At 54.1% G+C, this 18,830-nt stretch carries 15 protein-coding genes; 10 read left to right on the forward strand and 5 right to left on the reverse strand.

What is annotated here, in order from left to right; all coding sequences use genetic code 11:
• The first annotated feature begins 102 nt into the window (after positions 1-102).
• From pdxR to AABB92_RS10955, 7 genes are all read left to right on the forward strand, one after another.
• Positions 103-1,593, forward strand: a complete 1,491-nt coding sequence (gene pdxR / locus AABB92_RS10925) for a MocR-like pyridoxine biosynthesis transcription factor PdxR (RefSeq protein WP_031375555.1) — start codon at positions 103-105, stop codon at positions 1,591-1,593.
• 426 nt (positions 1,594-2,019) lie between these two features.
• A complete protein-coding gene (locus AABB92_RS10930; protein WP_031375554.1) occupies positions 2,020-2,361 on the forward strand; it encodes a hypothetical protein in 342 nt (113 codons plus the stop codon).
• Between the two features lie 33 nt (positions 2,362-2,394).
• Positions 2,395-2,619: a hypothetical protein gene (locus AABB92_RS10935; protein ID WP_152659110.1), complete on the forward strand. Its 225-nt coding sequence runs from the start codon at positions 2,395-2,397 to the stop codon at positions 2,617-2,619.
• Positions 2,620-2,917: 298 nt separating this feature from the next.
• Complete coding sequence (locus AABB92_RS10940; protein ID WP_046289334.1) at positions 2,918-5,065, forward strand: glycoside hydrolase family 3 C-terminal domain-containing protein; 2,148 nt, start codon at positions 2,918-2,920, stop codon at positions 5,063-5,065.
• A 106-nt stretch (positions 5,066-5,171) separates the two neighbouring features.
• Positions 5,172-6,536, forward strand: coding sequence for a glycoside hydrolase family 10-like protein (locus AABB92_RS10945; RefSeq protein ID WP_425343577.1), 1,365 nt, complete (start codon positions 5,172-5,174; stop codon positions 6,534-6,536).
• 83 nt (positions 6,537-6,619) lie between these two features.
• Positions 6,620-7,360 (forward strand): nitroreductase family protein, encoded by a 741-nt coding sequence (locus AABB92_RS10950; protein ID WP_031375551.1) that lies wholly within the window; start codon positions 6,620-6,622, stop codon positions 7,358-7,360.
• Positions 7,361-7,539: 179 nt separating this feature from the next.
• Positions 7,540-8,742 (forward strand): MFS transporter, encoded by a 1,203-nt coding sequence (locus AABB92_RS10955; protein ID WP_031375550.1) that lies wholly within the window; start codon positions 7,540-7,542, stop codon positions 8,740-8,742.
• A gap of 63 nt (positions 8,743-8,805) precedes the next feature.
• Here the strand turns inward: AABB92_RS10955 and AABB92_RS10960 are convergent, their stop codons facing one another.
• Positions 8,806-9,021 carry a YdgH/BhsA/McbA-like domain containing protein gene (locus tag AABB92_RS10960; protein WP_031375549.1) on the reverse strand — a complete coding sequence of 72 codons (216 nt, stop codon included), beginning with the start codon at positions 9,019-9,021 and terminating at the stop codon, positions 8,806-8,808.
• A gap of 106 nt (positions 9,022-9,127) precedes the next feature.
• Positions 9,128-10,045, reverse strand: a complete 918-nt coding sequence (locus tag AABB92_RS10965) for a LysR family transcriptional regulator (protein ID WP_031375548.1) — start codon at positions 10,043-10,045, stop codon at positions 9,128-9,130.
• A gap of 161 nt (positions 10,046-10,206) precedes the next feature.
• Between AABB92_RS10965 and AABB92_RS10970 the strand changes: the two genes are divergently transcribed.
• Positions 10,207-10,887 (forward strand): type 1 glutamine amidotransferase domain-containing protein, encoded by a 681-nt coding sequence (locus tag AABB92_RS10970; protein ID WP_031375547.1) that lies wholly within the window; start codon positions 10,207-10,209, stop codon positions 10,885-10,887.
• A gap of 2,106 nt (positions 10,888-12,993) precedes the next feature.
• Complete coding sequence (locus tag AABB92_RS10975; protein WP_031377499.1) at positions 12,994-13,173, forward strand: con-10 family general stress protein; 180 nt, start codon at positions 12,994-12,996, stop codon at positions 13,171-13,173.
• A gap of 324 nt (positions 13,174-13,497) precedes the next feature.
• Here AABB92_RS10975 and AABB92_RS10980 read toward each other — a convergent pair whose 3' ends face one another.
• Positions 13,498-14,424, reverse strand: a complete 927-nt coding sequence (locus AABB92_RS10980) for a LysR family transcriptional regulator (RefSeq protein WP_046289333.1) — start codon at positions 14,422-14,424, stop codon at positions 13,498-13,500.
• A 168-nt stretch (positions 14,425-14,592) separates the two neighbouring features.
• Between AABB92_RS10980 and AABB92_RS10985 the strand changes: the two genes are divergently transcribed.
• Positions 14,593-15,108 (forward strand): SRPBCC family protein, encoded by a 516-nt coding sequence (locus AABB92_RS10985; protein WP_031377497.1) that lies wholly within the window; start codon positions 14,593-14,595, stop codon positions 15,106-15,108.
• A 59-nt stretch (positions 15,109-15,167) separates the two neighbouring features.
• Here the strand turns inward: AABB92_RS10985 and AABB92_RS10990 are convergent, their stop codons facing one another.
• Complete coding sequence (locus AABB92_RS10990) at positions 15,168-16,772, reverse strand: bifunctional aspartate transaminase/aspartate 4-decarboxylase (RefSeq protein WP_031377496.1); 1,605 nt, start codon at positions 16,770-16,772, stop codon at positions 15,168-15,170.
• Positions 16,773-16,817: 45 nt separating this feature from the next.
• Positions 16,818-18,509 (reverse strand): aspartate-alanine antiporter, encoded by a 1,692-nt coding sequence (aspT, locus tag AABB92_RS10995; RefSeq protein ID WP_046289332.1) that lies wholly within the window; start codon positions 18,507-18,509, stop codon positions 16,818-16,820.
• Positions 18,510-18,830 lie beyond the last annotated feature (321 nt).

The raw sequence follows: 18,830 nt of genomic DNA on the forward strand, positions 1-18,830 counted from the left end.
CCTCGCTGTATTGCGTATTTACAATTCCCGACAAACACGCTTATTTATGCGTGAGGCGCGGTGAGTTGCCAGAGCCAATTGTTGAAGGAAAGGTGGAGCCAATTGCAACTGTTGTACGCAGATCATCTATTAGCGCGGTTACAGTTTGAACCCGCCGGCTCTTTGCATCAGCGTCTGCTGAATTGTATGCAGGCGGCGATTATTGAAGAGGTGTTCCCGCGCGGCGGAAAACTGCCACCGACCCGCGATCTGGCGCGTGAACTCGGGGTGTCGCGCAATACTGTGATGCATGTTTATGAGAGCCTGATGGCGCAGGGCTATGTCACTGCGCGTACCGGCAGCGGCACCTGGATTGCTGAAACGCTGCCAGAAAACTGCCTGCAAAGTGATGCAGTGCTTGATACTCAGCCGGTGACGTTACCGCTGCCGGCAACGCTGTCAAAACGCGGCGCAAGTTTGCTCGGACATGCCACCGCTTCACCCTATCAGTGGGGGGCATTTGTGCCCGGCGCGCCGGACGTTACCGAGTTCCCCCATAAATTATTCAGTCAGATTCAGGCCCGACTGAACCGGGAACCGGACGTTCACCGGCTGGTGTATAGCAGCGGCGGTGGCTGCCCCGATCTGCGTCATGCTCTGGTGGACTATTTGCGGGTGGCGCGTTCGGTGCGGGCCGATGCCGACCAGATTTTAATTACCGAAGGGGTGCATCAGGCGGTGGATCTGGTGACGAGAGTGCTGTGCGATCCGGGCGACCGGGTATGGATGGAAGAGCCGGGCTACTGGGGCACCCGTAATCTGTTGCGGATGAACGGTCTGGATATTCGGGCGATGCCGGTTGATGAGCAGGGCATCGTGCCGGACAGCGGACCGGCGCCTAAAATGGTATTTGTGACACCGTCACATCAGTATCCGCTGGGCGTGCATCTCAGTCTGGCACGACGTCAGGCACTGCTGGCGCTGGCTCGTCGTCATCATAGCTTGATCGTAGAAGATGATTACGACAGTGAGTTTCGCTTCTCAGGCCAGCCTTATCCTTCGCTGCAGGGGCTGGAAGCGGACGCACCGGTAATCTATATGGGCACCTTCAGCAAAACGCTTTATCCGGCATTGCGGATTGGTTATCTGGTGGTGCCTAAGCCGCTGGCACAACCGTTACGCATCGCAGCGGCGGAGCTGTATCGCGGCGGACATTTGCTGATTCAGCGGGCGCTGGCGGAGTTCATCCGGCTGGGCCATTACATGGATCATATCCGCCGCATGCGGCTGCTCTACCGTCAGCGACGTCAGTTTTTATGTAAGCTGATCGAGCGCTATCTCGGAGCTTCGTTCTTACCGCCGGTCAATCATGAAGCGGGCCTGCATCTGGTCATGCCGCTGCCGCCCGGAACAGATGATGTGGCGATTGCGGCGCAGGCGTTAACGCGCGGCGTCAAAGTCCGGCCGTTATCGCAATACTATATGCATCCGCAGGACCAACGCGGTCTGCTGCTCGGCTATGCCTGCGTTAACGAACGGCAATGCCAGGATGCGTTCGGCACGCTGAAAGCCTGCCTGACCTCGGCTGGCATCGAATTCAGTCCGCCGCGCTAAAAGGTCTGGAGCGCTTTCAACGGTCGGCAGGTTGCCAGATGAGCGATATCAGGTTAAACGTGCCAGCCTATCTTTTTTACCCCATAAGAGGGTAGTCTGGTGCTATTACCTGCTGCATAGAAGGCATCACACATTGAATTTGATTATTAAATGCGACAGAAATATGGGAGAGCCACATACGGGTCTGCATTTAATGGGGAATGTGAAATTACGCACATATCTTTAAAAAGCATCAGGGCATTTCAGCTTTATTTATTATTAATTCATTGCCAATTGGGCCTGCTTTATCACAATCTTCTTTTGTTTCAACTACGTCACTTTAAAATATTAGCTGAGACACGTTTTGATTATGCTTCACTTAATTGATATACCTGTTCTGCAGTAAAGTTCTCTTCAGGTAAGAATAAATATTTAAGAGGATTGAAAATGGAAATGTTAAATAAAATGCAGTTGACGTTTATCGCAGGTGCAAGTGGAGCTTATGATCCTGCTTATGCTGGCGCAGGCGCCCGAACCAGTCAGCACGGTAGCAGTTCTGGCAGTCACCATAATATCTTTGTTCCAGACAATGGCGTTCTTCAGCTGGTCGCCGCTCATCCTGAACTGAAAGACTGTCTCAATGGTATTTTGGGCGGAATGGTTGCGGGTTCGGTAGGTGGCGCAGGTACGGCCGTAGCCAGTGCTATCGGTGGTGGTATCGGTTCCTGTAATAACAATACCGGCAGAAATAATGCTGGAGGAAGTATTGGTGGCCAGTGCACCTGGTAAAGTACTTAGCAGCAACGATAGCTGAGGGAATAGATGGCAAAATTAATCTGCGGTTTAGCTGCCATGGCAGGAGTGCTTACAGGTGCCGCTTTCCTTAGTGGCGCTGGCGTATCATATTTAGAGTGGTATTCTATGCCAGCAACAATTTCAAAGGCAGTGGTAACAGTCGCAACGCTTGCAGCGTTTGTTAAGGTGTTTTTATTTTTAACATCACGTTTTTTTACCAATCCGAACAGTAGTAAAGAAAGTAAATCTTAGTTTCCGCATTAAAAGTAAATAAAAAAGCCCGCATCGTCGGGCTTTTTTATTTCCGTCATAATAACGGTAGCGGTCACTGACCACGAGGTTGTAGCAGTAGTGATTGTCATCCAATGGTATCTGTAACGGCCCAAAGAGGTACAGATGTTATGCCAGCTCAGCACTTTTATCGTCTTTGCATGGACTGTAACTCGCCGGTGGAACGGGTACCCGGAGCTGGATTGATTACCGTTTCGGGGCTAACCGTCCCGTTTAACGCTAGTCTTGAATAACTCTCACCCACTTCAGGAAGAATATCATGACAAGCCGTTGGCAGGACCGGACGCGGAGCGCTGATCAACGCGCCCAAAGCGTAGTGGAACAGATGACGATGGATGAAAAAATGCGCTGGCTGAGTGGTCCGATGGCGATTCCCGCGCCGGGTGAAGCCCGAACCCCTGGCGCACTAGGTTCGGCTGCCTGTTATCCGGCAATTGAGCGGCTAGGCATACCGGCAATGCAACAATCGGATGCCAGTCTTGGCGTCGGCAACCTGGCTAATGTGCGGCCCGGCGACAATGCCACCGCGCTGCCTTCTTCACTATTACTGGGTGCGGGCTTTGATCCGGCGATGGCGGAAACCACCGGCAATATGCTGGGGCGGGAGGCGCACGCAAAAGGATTTAACGTGCAGCTGGCGGGCGGTGCCAATCTGATCCGCGAACCGCGTGGCGGTCGAAATTTTGAGTATATCGCAGAAGATCCGCTGCTGACCGGCATCATCGCCGGACATGCGGTAAAAGGCATTCAGTCACAGCATGTGGTCTCTACCGTGAAACATTTTGCGCTCAATGCGCAGGAGACCGGACGGGTGTTGGTCAGTTCCGATCTGGATGAACAGGCGATGCAGCAGTCTGACCTGCTGGCGTTCAGGATAGCTATTGAACTGGGAGAACCGGGTGCGGTGATGCCAGGTTACAACCTGGTCAACGGCGAATGGGCCAGTGAAAACCACCATCTATTGCAGCAGGTTCTGAAAACCGAGTGGGGCTTCAAAGGCTGGGTGATGTCCGACTGGGGCGCGACCCATTCAACCGAAAAGGCGGCGCTGGCCGGGTTAGATGTTCAGTCCGGCAGCAATATGGACCCAGAGCCGTTTTTTGGCGAGCCGTTGAGGCGGGCGGTGGAGCAGGGACGGGTCCCGGCTGAGCGGCTGGATGAGATGGTCAGACGGCAGTTAAGAAGCCTGTTTGCGGTCGGGGCGATTGACTTCCCGGCCCGGCCTGGCGTGCCAATAGATTACACCGCGCACCGGCTGATTGCGCAGCGGGCGGCAGAAAATGGCCTCGTGCTGCTGAAAAACCACGCTGGTTGTTTGCCGCTGGCACTGAATCTGCCACGACTGTTGGTGATTGGCGGCCACGCTGACCAGGGCGTGTTATCCGGCGGCGGCTCCTCTTCAGTCACGCCGATTGGGCATTATGCGGAACAGGGTGCTGCCATCATGGGCGTGGCGGTACCGAAAGTTTATCATCCTTCCTCGCCGCTGCACGCCATCCGCTGCCAGTCGGGCGCGGCCCGGGTGGATTATCTCGACGGCAGCGATCACGCCGCGATTGCCTCGCAGGCCGCCGGAGCTGATGCAGTGATTGTGTTTGTTGAATCGTGGAATACCGAAGGACAGGATCTGCCCGATCTGGCCCTGCAGGATCAACAGGACCGCCTGATTAGCGCGGCGGCGCGTGCCAATCCGCATACTATTGTGGTGATTGAGTCGGGCGGCCCGGTTAAGATGCCCTGGCTGGAGCAGGTCAGCGGCGTGCTGGCAGCATTTTATCCGGGCTCGGGTGGGGGAGAAGCGATTGCCGGAGTGCTGTTTGGTCGGGTGAATCCATCAGGACGCCTGCCGGTAACCTTCCCGCGTGATGAAAACCAACTGCCGCGCCCGGCGATGACCGATCCGTCAGTCACTACCTCCAATCCGGGTGAACCGCTGCGCGGTGGCGTGTTTCATGTCGATTACAATATTGAAGGCGCTGATGTGGGCTATCGCTGGTTTGAAAGGCAGCGACTGAGCCCGCTGTTTCCTTTTGGTTACGGTCTTTCCTACACCACCTTTTCTGCCGACAGTCTGCAGATCACCCTGCAGGATGATCAGCTACATGCCAGCGTGGTGGTAAAAAACAGTGGCGAGCGGGCCGGCGCAACGGTGGCTCAGCTGTATGGCCGACGGACTGGAGAGCCCGGCCAGACGTGGCGTCTGGTGGGGTTTCACAAAGTGATGCTGGAGGCGGGCGAACAGCGGACGATCCCGATCGGGATTGAATCCCGTTGTCTGGCGGTGTTTGATCCCGCAAGCCGATACTGGCAACTCGCCGCTGGCGATTATCAGTTCAGGCTGGCTGACCATGCGCTTGACAATGGCATCAGCCAGACCGTCACCTTGTCAGCGTGGCGCAGCCACTAGCCAACCGGCATCAGGCGGCGGTGATGCAGCAAGCAGGGACGGGACAGCGGCGGTTTCATCGTCGTAACGCATTGACTTTTAATCCCGGTCATCGAGAATGTCCCTTTTGCGACCCGACCAGAATTTACCGGAGTTCATCATCGCCGTTTATCACCGTCCCGGCCCGACACGGACCTTTATCAGGCGAGGCGTGGCGCTGGCCACCGCACTGCTGCTGGTCAGTTGCGCCTCGCAACCGCCGCGCTCGCTGGTGACCCCTTTGCCACCGGTCACGAAACAGCCGTTGCCGGTGACCCCAAAGCCGCAGACTCAACAGCCGGTGCGCGGCGTCTGGATCGCCACCGTTTCACGTCTCGACTGGCCGCCGGTTGAATCGGTCAACGGCGATGCACCCGCGCTACGTATCAGCCAGCAGCATGCGCTGATCGCTAAGCTGGAAAATCTAAAAAGTCTCGGTATCAACACGGTATTCTTTCAGGTTAAACCCGATGCTACCGCGCTGTGGCCATCAAAAATTCTGCCGTGGTCAGATATGCTGACCGGCAAAATCGGTGAGGACCCTGGCTACGATCCGCTGCAGTTTATGCTGGATGAAGCGCATAAGCGCGGCATCAAGGTACACGCCTGGTTTAATCCCTACCGCGTCGCGGTGAACACCAAACCTTCGACAGTCAGTGCGCTGAATCGCACCCTGTCGCTGCATCCGGCCAGCGTATTTGTGCTGCATCCGGACTGGATACGTACGGCCGGCGACCGTTTTGTGCTTGACCCTGGCATACCGGCGGCGCGTGACTGGATCACCAGCATCGTGGCCGAAGTTGTCGCGCGTTATCCGGTGGATGGGGTGCAGTTTGATGATTACTTCTATGCTGAATCGCCCGGTTCGATGCTCAACGATAGCCAGACTTTCCGCCGCTACGGCCAGGAATTTGCTGCTAAAGCAGACTGGCGGCGACACAATACCCAGCTGCTGATTGAGCAGGTATCCCGCACCATTAAGCAACTGAAGCCAGAGGTCGAATTTGGCGTCAGCCCGGCAGGCGTCTGGCGCAACCTGTCACACGATCCTGCCGGTTCTGATACCCGTGGAGCCGCCGCCTATGACGAAGCCTATGCGGATACCCGGCGCTGGGTGCAGCAGGGGCTACTGGATTACATCGCGCCCCAGCTCTACTGGCCGTTCTCGCGCCAGGCCGCACGGTATGACGTACTGGCTAACTGGTGGGCTGAGGTGGTGAAACCGACCAAAACCCGGCTTTATATCGGGCTGGCGCTGTATAAAGTGGGCGAACCGTCAAAGATTGAACCTGACTGGACCCGACAGGGTGGCGTGCCTGAGCTGAAAAAGCAGCTCGATTTGAATGAATCGAACCCCAATATCGATGGCACCATTTTGTTTCGCGAGAATTACCTTAATCAGCCTCAGACCCGCCAGGCGGTGGAGTATCTGAGAAGCCGCTGGGGCAGGTAGCAGAAGGCGCGAGTGTAAGGCCAGTGCGGTTAAGTTTTTCCCCGCAGTTAACTGTTATTCTTGGGCTTTATAAGGGGAGAACTATGAGCAACCTGATCGATATTTTTACCAGCCACAAAAGTGAACGTAGTTTTACAGAGCAACCGGTCGATGATGCGGTTCTGGATCGGATAATCAGTACCGCCTATCGCGCGCCGACGTCGGTGAACTCGCAGCAGGTTTCAGTGGTGGTGACGCGTGACGCCAGCCGACGCGCTCAGATCGCTGCCATAGCTGGCGGTCAGCCGTGGATTGCCAAAGCACCGGTATTTATTACCTTCGTGCTCGATATGCATAAATCAGATCTGGCCATATCTGCCATCGATCAGCAGCAGATTGCCCATCAGAGCATTGAAAGTATTGTCTCCGGCTCCACCGATATTGGCATTGCGCTGGGCTCGGTAATGGCAGCCGCGCGGGCGGAAGGATTGGGTATTGTACCAATCGGCGGTATTCGTCGCGATCCGCAGGCGATGATTTCGCTGCTGGAGTTACCGGCTCTGACTTTCCCGATTGCCGGTGTGGTTATCGGCCACGTTGATCAGCCTGCGCATCAGAAACCGCGTCTGCCGATGGCAACCTTCCGCCATGAAGAGACCTATCGGACTGAGCAAATGGCGCAACACATCGCTGCCTATAACGATGAGATGGTCCAGCACTGGAAAAACATCGGACGCAGTGATGGCGAAAGCTGGAGCGAAAGCGTCAGCGGTTACTATAAAAACATCTACTTCCCGAACGTGCTGCCCGCGTTGATTAAACAGGGTTTCGGCAACGATAAATAAGCCGCTTAGCTAAAGCGTAGCTGGCCTATGCCAGCTCTTCTCAGGGCCATCCGTAACGTGGTATACGGCTGGCCTTTTTTATTTTGTTACTATAACTCGCCGTAACTTTTCTGGCGCTAAACCATAATTCCTGTTTTAAACGAAGCGCAAACGCGTGACTTCGCTTTCAGGGAAATTCTATGTCACAGCGTTCTCTCACCGCTCTCTGTCTGATGAGTTTTTTTCTGGCCGACGTACGTGACGGCCTCGGCCCGTTTTTGGGTATCTTTCTGACCGGGCGGCACTGGCGGCCCGACGAAATCGGGCTGGTGATGACCTGTGGCGGCATTGCCGGGCTGCTGGCCACGTTGCCTGCCGGGATTGCGGCGGATGCCAGCCGGTATAAAAAAACAATCGTGCTGCTGGGATGTCTGGTCATTACGCTCGCCACGCTGCTGCTGTGGTACAGCGATCAGAGCTGGACCGTCATGGGATCGCAAATCGTGGCGGGCATTGCTGCGGCGTTTATCGGCCCTACGGTAGCCGGTATCACTCTGGGACTAAGCGGTCAGGCAGGGTTTAACCGGCAGATGGGCCGTAACGAAGCCTTTAACCATGGCGGTAATACCGTTGCTGCGCTGCTGGCTGGCTATTCGGCCTGGTACTGGGGAATGGCTGCGGTGTTTATTCTGATGACAATGATGGCGATATTTGCCGCCGTCGCTACGCTGGCGATCCGTGGCGATGAGATGGATCATCAGGTGGCGCGTGGTTTTGAAAAGCATCAACAAGCGTCTCCGGCTCAGGGTTTATGGATGCTGATGCGGCAACCCGTGCTGTTGATCGCCGGGATTACTCTGCTGCTGTTTCATCTGGCTAATGCCGCGTTATTGCCGATGCTCAGCATGCGTGTCGCGTCTGCGGGCACGCAGGCGGCGGTCTGTCCAGGTCTGTATGCGGCGGCAACGGTGGTGATATCACAACGGGTGATGATTCCGGTTGCGCTATGGGTATCAAAGCGGGTTGGGACAGTCGGTTATCGCCCACTGATTATGGCGGCGCTGTTGATTTTGCCGCTGCGCGCGCTGCTGGCCGCCAGCTACTCCGAACCGATATTTGTGATACCGGTGCAGATGCTGGACGGCATTGCCGCCGGAATACTGGGCGTGGCGGTGCCGGGCTATATTGTTTCGTTGTTACGCGGTACCGGCCATGTCAACGCTGGCCAGAGCGTGATTATGCTGATGCAGGGAACAGGCGCTGCACTCAGCCCGGCCCTGACTGGCGCGATCGCCGCTCGTTACTCCTACAGCATCGCATTTTACGTACTGGGTGCCATTGCACTCTGCGCATTCATTCTCTGGTGGCGCGGCGGCTCAACCTCTGACACCCGCCTTGCCTGAGCAGACACAAAAAAGGCTGCCCAGTGGGCAGCCGTTTCTGGCAAATCCGTTTGCGACCATCCGTTATTTATACAGTTCAGCGGTCATGTGAACACGATTGTTGGTGTTCGCTTCGGTAATTTTGTACTGCGCGCCCTGTTCCTGAGCCTGTGCGGCGATTTTCGCTTCTGCGCCATCCAGCGTAGAAGAGGTGACAGAGACGCTCTGTGCAAAGCTGCCGAATGAAATCAGCGAAAGAGCGGCAAGCGCAGCGATTGAAGTAGCTTTAATGGTTTTCATGGTCATATTCCTGTTGGTTGTGAGGAGGTTGTTGCCTCCGATGGGAATAATGATAACCATAGTTACCATATCAATAGTGACAATTAGTGCGGTAATGATGATCGCGCTAACTAAATGACTGGCCGGATGAGAGCGTCTGCGCCACTTCCATCATTAAGCTGCGCAACCAGCGGTGAGCCGGATCGTCGCGATAACGTGCGTGCCAGCCCATCTCAACCGGAAAAGTGCCCAGATCGACCGGGGCAGGCAGTACCTTAAGCCGCGGATCTTTTGCCAGTTGCTGACAGATCAGCCGGGGCAGCGTCGCGCAGTAATCGGTTACCACAATCATCTCCGGCACCGCCAGAAAATGCGTCACTGAAACCGCGACCTGGCGGCGTAGTCCGCGCTGTTCCAGTGCCTGGTATAAACCGGCTCGCATCCGGCCGGGCGGCAGTACATTGACATGCCGGAGTTGCTCATACTGTTCCGCGCTCAGCTCGTCAGTAACCTCAGGATGATCGGCCCGGACTACGCATGCCAGTCCTTCATCCATCAGATGCTGTACCACCAGATTATCCGGCGGCTCAACGATACGACCCAGCACCATGTCCGTGTTGCCGGAGATCACCCCGGTTTCGGCAATGTCATTGCCAAACGGCGTCAGTCGCAGGCGAATGCCCGGGGCGGTGGTGCGCAGGCGTGCCACGATGGTCGGCATCATGACGAATTCAACGTAGCTGTTGGGGGCCAGTGTAAAGAGCCGGGTAGCGTGGCGTGGGTCAAAATCCTGCTGACCGAGGATAACTTTATCAATAGCGCCCAGCGAAGCCGCAACCACTTCGGCCAGCTGTTCCGCCATTGGCGTTGGGCGCATACCATAGCGCTCGCGAATAAATAGCGGATCGTTGAGCGTTTCCCGCAGCCGGTTTAACGCATTGGAAAGCGCCGGCTGGGTAATCCCGAGCCGCTCCGCAGCGCGGGTGACGTTGCGCTCCTCCATCATCACCAGCAGGACAGGCAGTAAATTCAGATCGTATTTCATTGAGCTATAATGCTATGTGAATAGTTGGAATTGAAGAAATAAATTTCAGAAATATGTCCAGCCAGGTAATGATGGTCCGGTCAACAGAGAATACGGCTGAACAGCGGCCGGTTCCGAACCCTAAACTTTAGCCTGAACCGATACACAGAGACGGAGCAAATATGAAAATTTTAATGGTACTCACCTCGCATGATGAACTCGGCAACACCGGCAAGAAAACTGGTTTCTGGCTGGAGGAGTTTGCCGCCCCTTATTACGCTTTTACCGATGCGGGCGTTGAGGTCACGCTGGCATCACCAAAAGGCGGTCAGCCGCCGCTCGACCCAAAAAGTGATGAGCCTGGTTCACAAACTGAACAGACACGTCGCTTCCATGGCGACAAAGAGACTCAGGCAGTACTGGCTGCTACCGTCCGCCTCGATTCAGTTTCGCAGGATGCGTTTGACGCTGTTTTCTATCCTGGCGGTCACGGTCCGCTGTGGGATCTGGCCAACGACAAAAACTCAATTGCATTGATTGAACAGACTCTGCAGGCGGGTAAACCGGTAGCGCTGGTCTGTCATGCGCCGGGCGTACTGCGCGATGTCAAAAGCGCCGATGGCGAACCACTGGTAAAAGGTAAGAAAGTGACCGGCTTTACTAACACTGAAGAAGAGGGCGTTGGCCTGACCAACGTGGTGCCGTTCCTGGTGGAAGATGTGCTGAAACAGAATGGCGGCATCTACTCTCGCGGTGATGACTGGCAATCTTATGCGGTGCAGGATGGTCTGCTGATTACCGGTCAGAACCCAGGTTCCTCGGTTGAGACAGCTAAACTGCTGATGACCCAGCTGTCGAACTAATTCGCTGATTGTATTACTAAAGATGGACCGCTAAAAGGCACCGATAAGGTGCCTTTTTTCGTGTCTCACAGGTCGCTTATTGTACAGTGCTCTGTTCACTTCGCTGAGCACCAGAATGGCTAAGCGCGCAGTCCCTGAACGGAGAATGTCTCGACGGTTCGTACCCGAAGGCAGGGGGGTAATAATGATATAATCACCAGGCTAATTATTCAGTATAAATAGATTAGAAATCTATTTTTAGTCGTAGTGATAATAAAACAGCGGGGGTTCTCATCCTGCCTGAGAATGATTATTAACGCTATTGCTAAGCTACTGAAGATATAAACATGTTTTTAAAAACAGTGTTGACTTTGAAATTTAAAACCGTAAAGTAAGACACATCAGCGGCAAACAAGACGTCACTGATAAAGTAATATGAAGTTGAAGTTTCAGTTAAATTAGTAAGCACTCCTGTTAAATTGAGTTATGTATTAATAGCACTGTTGAATGGAGTATCGTTAGTAACAAAGCAGTAACCTGTAGTCAGTAAAGCATCTTTAGTAAGTAGATGTTATTGCAGTAAAAAGTATTCGCGATGATGTAAGGCCTCGTAGTTCTGAACGTTTACGTTACGACAGGATACGATTGCGGTTTAAACGTCGTAATGAAAGTAAGGCAACGCATCAAAGAGTATATATCGCGATGGGGGTGTGCAGGTTTATCCGGGCCTGACCTGTCTTTGTCTCATAAAAGACTATCAGGTGGTGAAAACCGCTAATGATAATGAGTGACTTCTGGTGTTCATTATTATCCGCAGGACCTGTTCATAAATAGCAGTACCCAAGCAGTAAATCTCAATTAAGTTCCTTAATGGTAAATGTTAAATCGGTAGTAACTTAAAAGCCCTGGCTATCTCAGTCAGGGCTTTTATCATTGCGCGCAGGGCGGAAGTAGCTGGCCAGGTGACATTTTTGCTGGATTACCATCAGGCACAAAAAGGGATAGGCACAGAAAGGGATAGGCACAGAAAGGGATAGGCACAGAAAGGATCAGCAAGAGAGGAAAAAATTTTGCTTAATACGGCTAACCAAGCCAACAACCCAGCAACCCAGCAACCCAGCAACCCAGCAACCCAGCAACCCAGCAACCCAGCAACCCATCAACCCAGCAACCCAGCAACCCAACAACCCAACAACCCAACAACCCAACAACCCAACAACCCAACAACCTTCCACTCCAGGGCAACCGCCCGGCAATATCACCAACTTACAAATCAACCGGCAAATCCACAGCTCCCGCCAGGCAATCCCACCCGCTACCTAAGAAATCCGCCACTCTTCAGCACCCGGCTTGTAATCCTGCATCTAACTAATCAAACCGCCGAATCCCAGGAATCAGCCCGGCAGTCCCGCAGCTAACTAATCAAACCGCCAACCCAAAGAACCAGCCCGGCAATCGCCCCCCCTAACCAATCAGTCCGGCAACCCAGTCCACCTCAAAACAAGGCCATTCCGCTGACATCAATCCTTTGCTCACAATCGTTTCTCCAGGCGTGTACTCAGCTGAAGCTTCTTATCGCTGCCATACCTCAGAGCCAAAGCTTGTTGAGATGAAGTAACGGAATCAGCCCTCACGCTTAATGAGACATTTAACGAGACGTTTAACGCGCCCGGGCGCTGTTGCCTGGCGGGGAAAGCGCCTCAGAACGGCGTTTATCTTCATCTTGTCAGGTGGGTTCAGACTGATGATCAGCGGGTTAACAGGCTGATGCCGCAGCCGGGCTGCGCGCTGCAAGACTAAGCCAACCGCTGAACATCAGGCCGCTGCGTTTTACATGGCATTTAACTTTTTAATCAAAAGTAAAAAAATGTTAATCGCCAGGCGAGGGGGCGATAATTGATCGCCCTGGGTAAGTGATTAGCCTCAATAAATTTTTCCCGTTTACCGTTTTGCTTATTCATGGCGCTGTCTCGCTTCGGCTAAATATAAATCAGGACCAGAAGGTTGTAATAGACTTGCAGCCCGAAAAGGCCCGGCTAGACTTATCACTGCAACACGAAAACGGCTGGCGTAATAGAATTATGCTGGTTGCCATTAATCAAATGACAATATGTTCAGGAGGAAATTATGGCCGAACATCGTGGTGGTTCCGGTAACTTCGCAGAAGATCGTGAAAAAGCATCTGAAGCAGGTAAAAAAGGCGGACAAAACAGCGGCGGTAACTTCGCTAATGACCGTGAAAAGGCTTCAGAAGCCGGTAAGAAAGGTGGCCAAAACAGCCATGGTGGTGGACGTAAGTCCGAATAGAAAGTCACTGATGCGGACTTTTTAACCATCAGCCCCGGCATTTTGCCGGGGCCTGTTATAACCAATATTAAAAGTTAATGCGCTGTGGTTTCTTCTTTGGTTACGCTGATATCTATTGATTTTCATTCCTGCTATATATTCCCTCTAACCTATCTCTGAATAATATCAATCCGCTGAAAGCAGAATAATGCTGTGCAAATTTTCTTATCTAACTTCCAGATATAAAACGCCTTGCCTGTAGTTTGTATTATCCATTCGCTGATTATTGCCAGCGGCTGCGCGGAGGGACAAAAAATGCGCAGCCGGCTCGCTCAGGTAACCCAGTCAGGGTAGAGATGTAACAGGATTTGTCGTCTCATCAGCAATGGTGATTAACAACTGACGCAACCATTGATGACCTTTATGCCGATGGGTTCGTTCATGCCAGGCCAGCGTTTTGGTAAAGCCCGGTATGGTCAGCGGCGGCGGAAGTTGAGTCAGGCCCGCGCCAGCAATCGCCAGACGACGTGGTACCACACTGATTAAATCACTCAGGCGCAGGATCTCGGGCAACACCAGGAAGCTGCATATTGACAGAGTGACCCGGCGGCTGCGGCCCAGTGCAGCCAGCGCCGTATCTGTCACACCGCTGAAATTACCGCCAGGATAGGAAACCAGGGCATGCTCCAGCGCACAAAAAGCATCCAGCGTCAGCGGTCCGGTGCTGATCAGCGGATGATCGTCGCGCAGCAAACAGACATACTCCTCATCAAATAAGCGGCGGGTATGCAACTCCTGCGGCGTAGTGTCCGGCGTCAGCAAGGCTAAATCGACCGCTCCACGTTCAAACTGATCCTGCAAGGTTTCATTATTGACCGGGACCACCGCCACCCGAATGCCTGGAGCCTCACGCCGTAACCGGGCCATAAACGGGACGATCACCGCGCGCAACGCATAATCTGTCGCGGCGATGTGCAACGTCATATCGGCCGTCAACGGATCAAACTGTTGTGGCTGCAGCAACCCCTCCACTTCTGCCAGTATCGCTTTAACCGGTGCAGCCAGTTCAAGCGCCCGCAAAGTCGGCACGATACCGCGCTGCGCCCGGGTAAACAGCGGATCGTCAAAACTCTCACGTAGCCGGGTTAACATGCCGCTCACCGCAGGCTGGGTCAGCGATAAGCGCTCGGCAGCCCGGGTAACGCTGCGCTCATCCAGTAAGGCGTCCAGCGTCTTCAACAGATTCAAGTCTACGTTGTGAAGAGTGCTCATTTTATTCTCGCGGCTGACCAGCGGACAATGTGGATTTGATATTAGCTGGAATGATATCACGGATAAAATATTGCGATTGGCGTTATTTCAGCAGCGGCATGATACTGCCCCTGTTCGCTGCACAGGCGTGATGTACCACTTAATCAGATAAGGCAGGATAAAATGAAAATGAACGCGATTAACTGGCCGGAAGGTTTTGTACCGGGCTATACCGATAATTTTTGCTCAAATGAAGTGATTGTCGCCGACCTGACGGTGCAGGAAATCTGGCGCTTGTTGAGTGAACCCGCACGCTGGTCTGACTATTACGCTAACTCAGCCAATGCGCGCTTTCACGACAACAAAGGTCCGGTACTGGAGCAGGGAGTACGCTTCTATTTCGAGACCTTTGGCTTCCCGGTTGAGGCTCAGGTGACAGAGTGTATTGCACCGGCAGAAGGCGAGGCTGCACGCCTGGCCTGGCACGGTTGGGCGGGTGAAGCGGGTGCCGCCGATCGCCTTGATGTTCTGCATGCCTGGCTGATTGAGGCTCTGCCGGGTAACCGGGTACGTATCCTGACTCAGGAGACGCAAAACGGACAACCGGCTCGCGAGCTGGCGGTCACCAAACCGAATCCGATGATCAATGGTCATCAGGACTGGCTGGATGGGCTGGTGGCAGCAGCGAAAGCGGCCAGAGCCTGAGGCGAATGGTCTGGCACTCTGCGCGGTGCCAGACCGTCAGACATTACTCCGTCCAGTCACTACGCGCTGGGCTGATCTTTGCCACGCGCAATGAACTCGTCATGATAATGCTCCATCATTTGCCGCAAGGCTTTACCAATGGCCGCATACTCATATTCGTTGAGGTTAGCCAGTGAGATCCGGCCCGCAGGTTTTTGTGTGCCGAATCCGGTGCCGGGCAACATCACGATGCCGGTCTCTTCCGCAATACGGAACAGCAGGTCGGTGGGATTAAGGGTAGCGTTGACCCAGTTAGCAAACTCATCGCCGTACACCTGACGCGAGATCGCCCCCAGATCCAGCAGGGTATAGTAGTCAACCGCCTCTTCAGTTTCATGATGAGGAATGCCGAGTTCACGATAAAGCACCGCCTGACGACGGCGAATGATCTCTGAGACGGCAGACTTATAGCCATTTTCGCCATCCATCAGGGCAAACAGGCTGAACAGCACCATCTGTACCTGCTGGGGCGTAGAGAGGCCCGCCGTATGATTAAGCGCCACGCTGCGGCTATCCGCGACCACGCGATCGAGGAAGCTCAGGCCCGGCACGTCTGGCGTCAGTGAGCCATAACGCAGCTCAAGACGCTGCTTCTCTTCCGCACTCAGGTCACTCAGTTGCTGCTCCAGAATATTTTGCTGATGGGTAGCGATCACCCCCAGCCGCCAGCCGGTAGCACCAAAATATTTTGAAAAGGAGTAGACCAGAATGGTGTTCTTCGGGCAGGTCGCAAACAGCGATTTGAAATCGTGCGCAAAGGTGCCGTAAACATCGTCGGTCAGAATAATCAAATCGGGCCGCTGCTCGATAATTTTGACCATCTTGTCCAGCGAACGCTGGTCCATTTTTACCGATGCCGGATTACTCGGATTGACGCAGAAAAAGATCTTAACCGCCGGATCGAGCAGCTTATCCAGTTCGTGGCCCGGATACTGCCAGTTTTCCTCGGGAGAAGCGTTAATCATCACGCTTTCAAGCCGGTAATCCTCCAGATGGGGAATTTCGATGTACGGGGTGAAAATTGGCGCGCCCATTGCCACTTTGTCACCGGCGGTCACCAGGCCGTTGGTGCGTAAGGTGTTAAACAGATAGGTCATTGCCGCCGTGCCGCCCTCCACCGCAAACAGGTCAACATCTTCTGCCGATATCAGGCCGCCAATCATCTCTTTAACAATGTATTCACGGGTGATTTTCTCGCTCAGATGGAGCATGCGTGGCGGAACCGGATAGTTGGCGCCAAGGATTCCTTCTACCATCTCATGTAAAAATGCCGAGGCCGAAAGGCCCAACTGATCGCGAACATAGCTCACCGCACGCGATAAAAAGGCGACGCCAGGCTGCTGATGCTCACGGGAGAGAAAGGCGTCAAAACGTGCCTCAATCCCTTCAATGCGCGGCAGACCACCGATACCGTGCGGCAGGTAGGAATATGAAAGCTCGGCTTCTTCAGTGGCAAACAGTCCCAGCCGCCAGAAAGCACGGCGCGGCAGGGTGGCGAGAAAATTGGGATTGCCGCGTCCGGCATTTAGCATCATGCGGTCTGGTTTGCCTGAAGCCAGCGTAATCAGCGCATCTTTCAGTTCAAACGGACTCAGCGCGGCGTATTTTTCGTAAGGATTCGACATAGGAATAGTTCTCCGGATAAGGACGCATCGATTAGCAGGTCGCTATCAGACCAGCGCGACAATCAGCGGGCCCAGTAGGGTAAGAAATACATTGGCCAGACCGTAGGTCACCGCGAAGGGTGCGGTCGGGATGGCATTACCTGCTTTGTCGAGGATTTCCCCAAAGGCAGGGTTCGCACTGCGGGTGCCAGACAGGGCGCCCGCAAAAATAGCGGTGTTGTCGTAACGCAACAGGTAACGTCCAATCAGCAAGGTCAGCATTAAAGGGACCACGGTGACGACGATACCGATCAGGAAAATAGAGAGACCGTTCTGGCGCACCGTTTCGACGGCCTGCAATCCCGACTGCAGACCGACCACGGCGACAAAGCCGGCCAGTCCCAGATCGCGCAGCAGGCCGGAGGCTGCCAGCGGCATGTTTCCACTCAGCGGTTTACGGGCCTGATACCAGCCGAACAGCAGGCCGGAAAGCAGCGCGCCACCGCCGCTGCCAAGCGTCAGTGGGACGGAACCGATACGCAGCACCAGCAGGCCGATCAGCAAACCGAAGGAGAGGCCGAGGCCGTGAAACATCAGGTCGGTTTTCAGGCTTTTAATCAGCACCGGACCGGCCAGCGCGGCCGCTCGCTGGATATCCTGCTCACTGCCGTACAGGGTGACCACATCATTGTGCTGAATGACCGTGTCATCGGTGACGGGCACCGGCAGATCGCCACGCTTCAGGGTGGCGATGTAAATGCCATGACGCACGTCACCTGAAATTTCCTTACGGAGCGCATCAATGCGCTTACCGACCAGCGCCGGGTTGGTTAGCAGCACCTCGGTGGTCTGCATCGTCATTTCCGGCCCTTCCGCAGCATCAAGTTCCTTACCGAGTGATGCGGCCAGCGCGATGATGCCCTTACGACGACCAACCAGCAGCAGCGCATCGTTTTCGTTAAGCTGCATCCCCGGGGTGACGGCGATCACTTTGTCGTCACGTTTAAGCCGCTCGACGGTGACCGGGAAATGCGGATCGGCACCGGCTTCAACTTCGGCAACGCGTTTACCGGCCGCCGGTCCGGCCAGAAACACCCGCCCGACCAGACCCGGCAGCGCGGGTTGCTGTCCTGGCGCCAGCACCGGCGCGCCCCGCATCTGCTCCAGCTCAGCTTTAATCGCATCTTCACGAATCGAACGGCCCATGATTTTAGGCAGGATATTGACGCAGATGATGATGGCGCCGAGTGAACCAAAAATGTAGGTCACGGCGTAACCAACGGCGACGTTCCCCTGCATTTGCTGTAATTGGGCGGGATCAAGGTTGAGTTTGGCGATCGCCGCGCTGGCGGTACCGATTATCGCCGACTGGGTCAGCGCACCCGCGGCGATCCCGGCCGCTATTCCCTTATCCAGCGAGAACAGCCGCGCCATCACCAACAGCGTTGCCAGCGAAGTAACCACCAGAATCAGCGCCAGGGCGATCTCGCGCAACGTGCGCCGCCCCAGCGAGGAGAAAAATTTAGGTCCGCTTTCAAAACCAACTGCATAAATAAATACTGCGAACAGCACGTTTTTAATTCCGCTGTCAATTGTAACGCCGACCTGACTAATAATGACGGCAATCAGCAGCGCGCCTGCGACACCGCCAAGCTGGAACGCACCCAGTTTGAATTTACCAATCCAGGTCCCTATCGCGAGAGAAAGAAACAGAGCCAGTTCAGGCGAGAGTCGGAAAAGTTCATGAAGCAAATCCATAGAAACGTATCCTGAAGTCAGGTTGAACGGACAGCAACAGCAAAGGCAGCTGCATCAGAGTAAAAAAATATGGCGGAGCCCGTTATGGAAAAAGCATAAAAAAGTCTGGTCGCAATCAGGATTAATGCAAATTATATTTTTATCTCTATGATTTATAATAATTAATTATGTAGTAGGGTGGCGAAGATGGTCAGCAATGTAAAATCGTTGTTAACAGTAAAAATATTACGCAACTCTTAAAAAACAAGAGGTTGTAAATGTATTGCGCATTGCAGAGTGTGTGTGAAGAAATAATCTGACAACTGTATTTTTACGCTTTTA

Origin of the sequence: Pantoea brenneri (assembly GCF_038594305.1) — a bacterium.
In the GTDB taxonomy this organism is placed as follows: domain Bacteria; phylum Pseudomonadota; class Gammaproteobacteria; order Enterobacterales; family Enterobacteriaceae; genus Pantoea; species Pantoea brenneri.

What these genes read in the sequence shown, in the direction of transcription:
- AABB92_RS10980 (WP_046289333.1), bottom strand. Translation starts at nt 14,424, where the DNA reads ATGAGCACTCTTCACAACGTAGACTTGAATCTGTTGAAGACGCTGGAC.
- AABB92_RS10970 (WP_031375547.1), top strand. Translation starts at nt 10,207, where the DNA reads ATGAAAATTTTAATGGTACTCACCTCGCATGATGAACTCGGCAACACC.
- AABB92_RS10930 (WP_031375554.1), top strand. Translation starts at nt 2,020, where the DNA reads ATGGAAATGTTAAATAAAATGCAGTTGACGTTTATCGCAGGTGCAAGT.
- AABB92_RS10940 (WP_046289334.1), top strand. Translation starts at nt 2,918, where the DNA reads ATGACAAGCCGTTGGCAGGACCGGACGCGGAGCGCTGATCAACGCGCC.
- AABB92_RS10950 (WP_031375551.1), top strand. Translation starts at nt 6,620, where the DNA reads ATGAGCAACCTGATCGATATTTTTACCAGCCACAAAAGTGAACGTAGT.
- AABB92_RS10985 (WP_031377497.1), top strand. Translation starts at nt 14,593, where the DNA reads ATGAACGCGATTAACTGGCCGGAAGGTTTTGTACCGGGCTATACCGAT.
- AABB92_RS10935 (WP_152659110.1), top strand. Translation starts at nt 2,395, where the DNA reads ATGGCAAAATTAATCTGCGGTTTAGCTGCCATGGCAGGAGTGCTTACA.
- AABB92_RS10990 (WP_031377496.1), bottom strand. Translation starts at nt 16,772, where the DNA reads ATGTCGAATCCTTACGAAAAATACGCCGCGCTGAGTCCGTTTGAACTG.
- AABB92_RS10960 (WP_031375549.1), bottom strand. Translation starts at nt 9,021, where the DNA reads ATGAAAACCATTAAAGCTACTTCAATCGCTGCGCTTGCCGCTCTTTCG.
- aspT (WP_046289332.1), bottom strand. Translation starts at nt 18,509, where the DNA reads ATGGATTTGCTTCATGAACTTTTCCGACTCTCGCCTGAACTGGCTCTG.
- AABB92_RS10975 (WP_031377499.1), top strand. Translation starts at nt 12,994, where the DNA reads ATGGCCGAACATCGTGGTGGTTCCGGTAACTTCGCAGAAGATCGTGAA.
- AABB92_RS10955 (WP_031375550.1), top strand. Translation starts at nt 7,540, where the DNA reads ATGTCACAGCGTTCTCTCACCGCTCTCTGTCTGATGAGTTTTTTTCTG.
- AABB92_RS10965 (WP_031375548.1), bottom strand. Translation starts at nt 10,045, where the DNA reads ATGAAATACGATCTGAATTTACTGCCTGTCCTGCTGGTGATGATGGAG.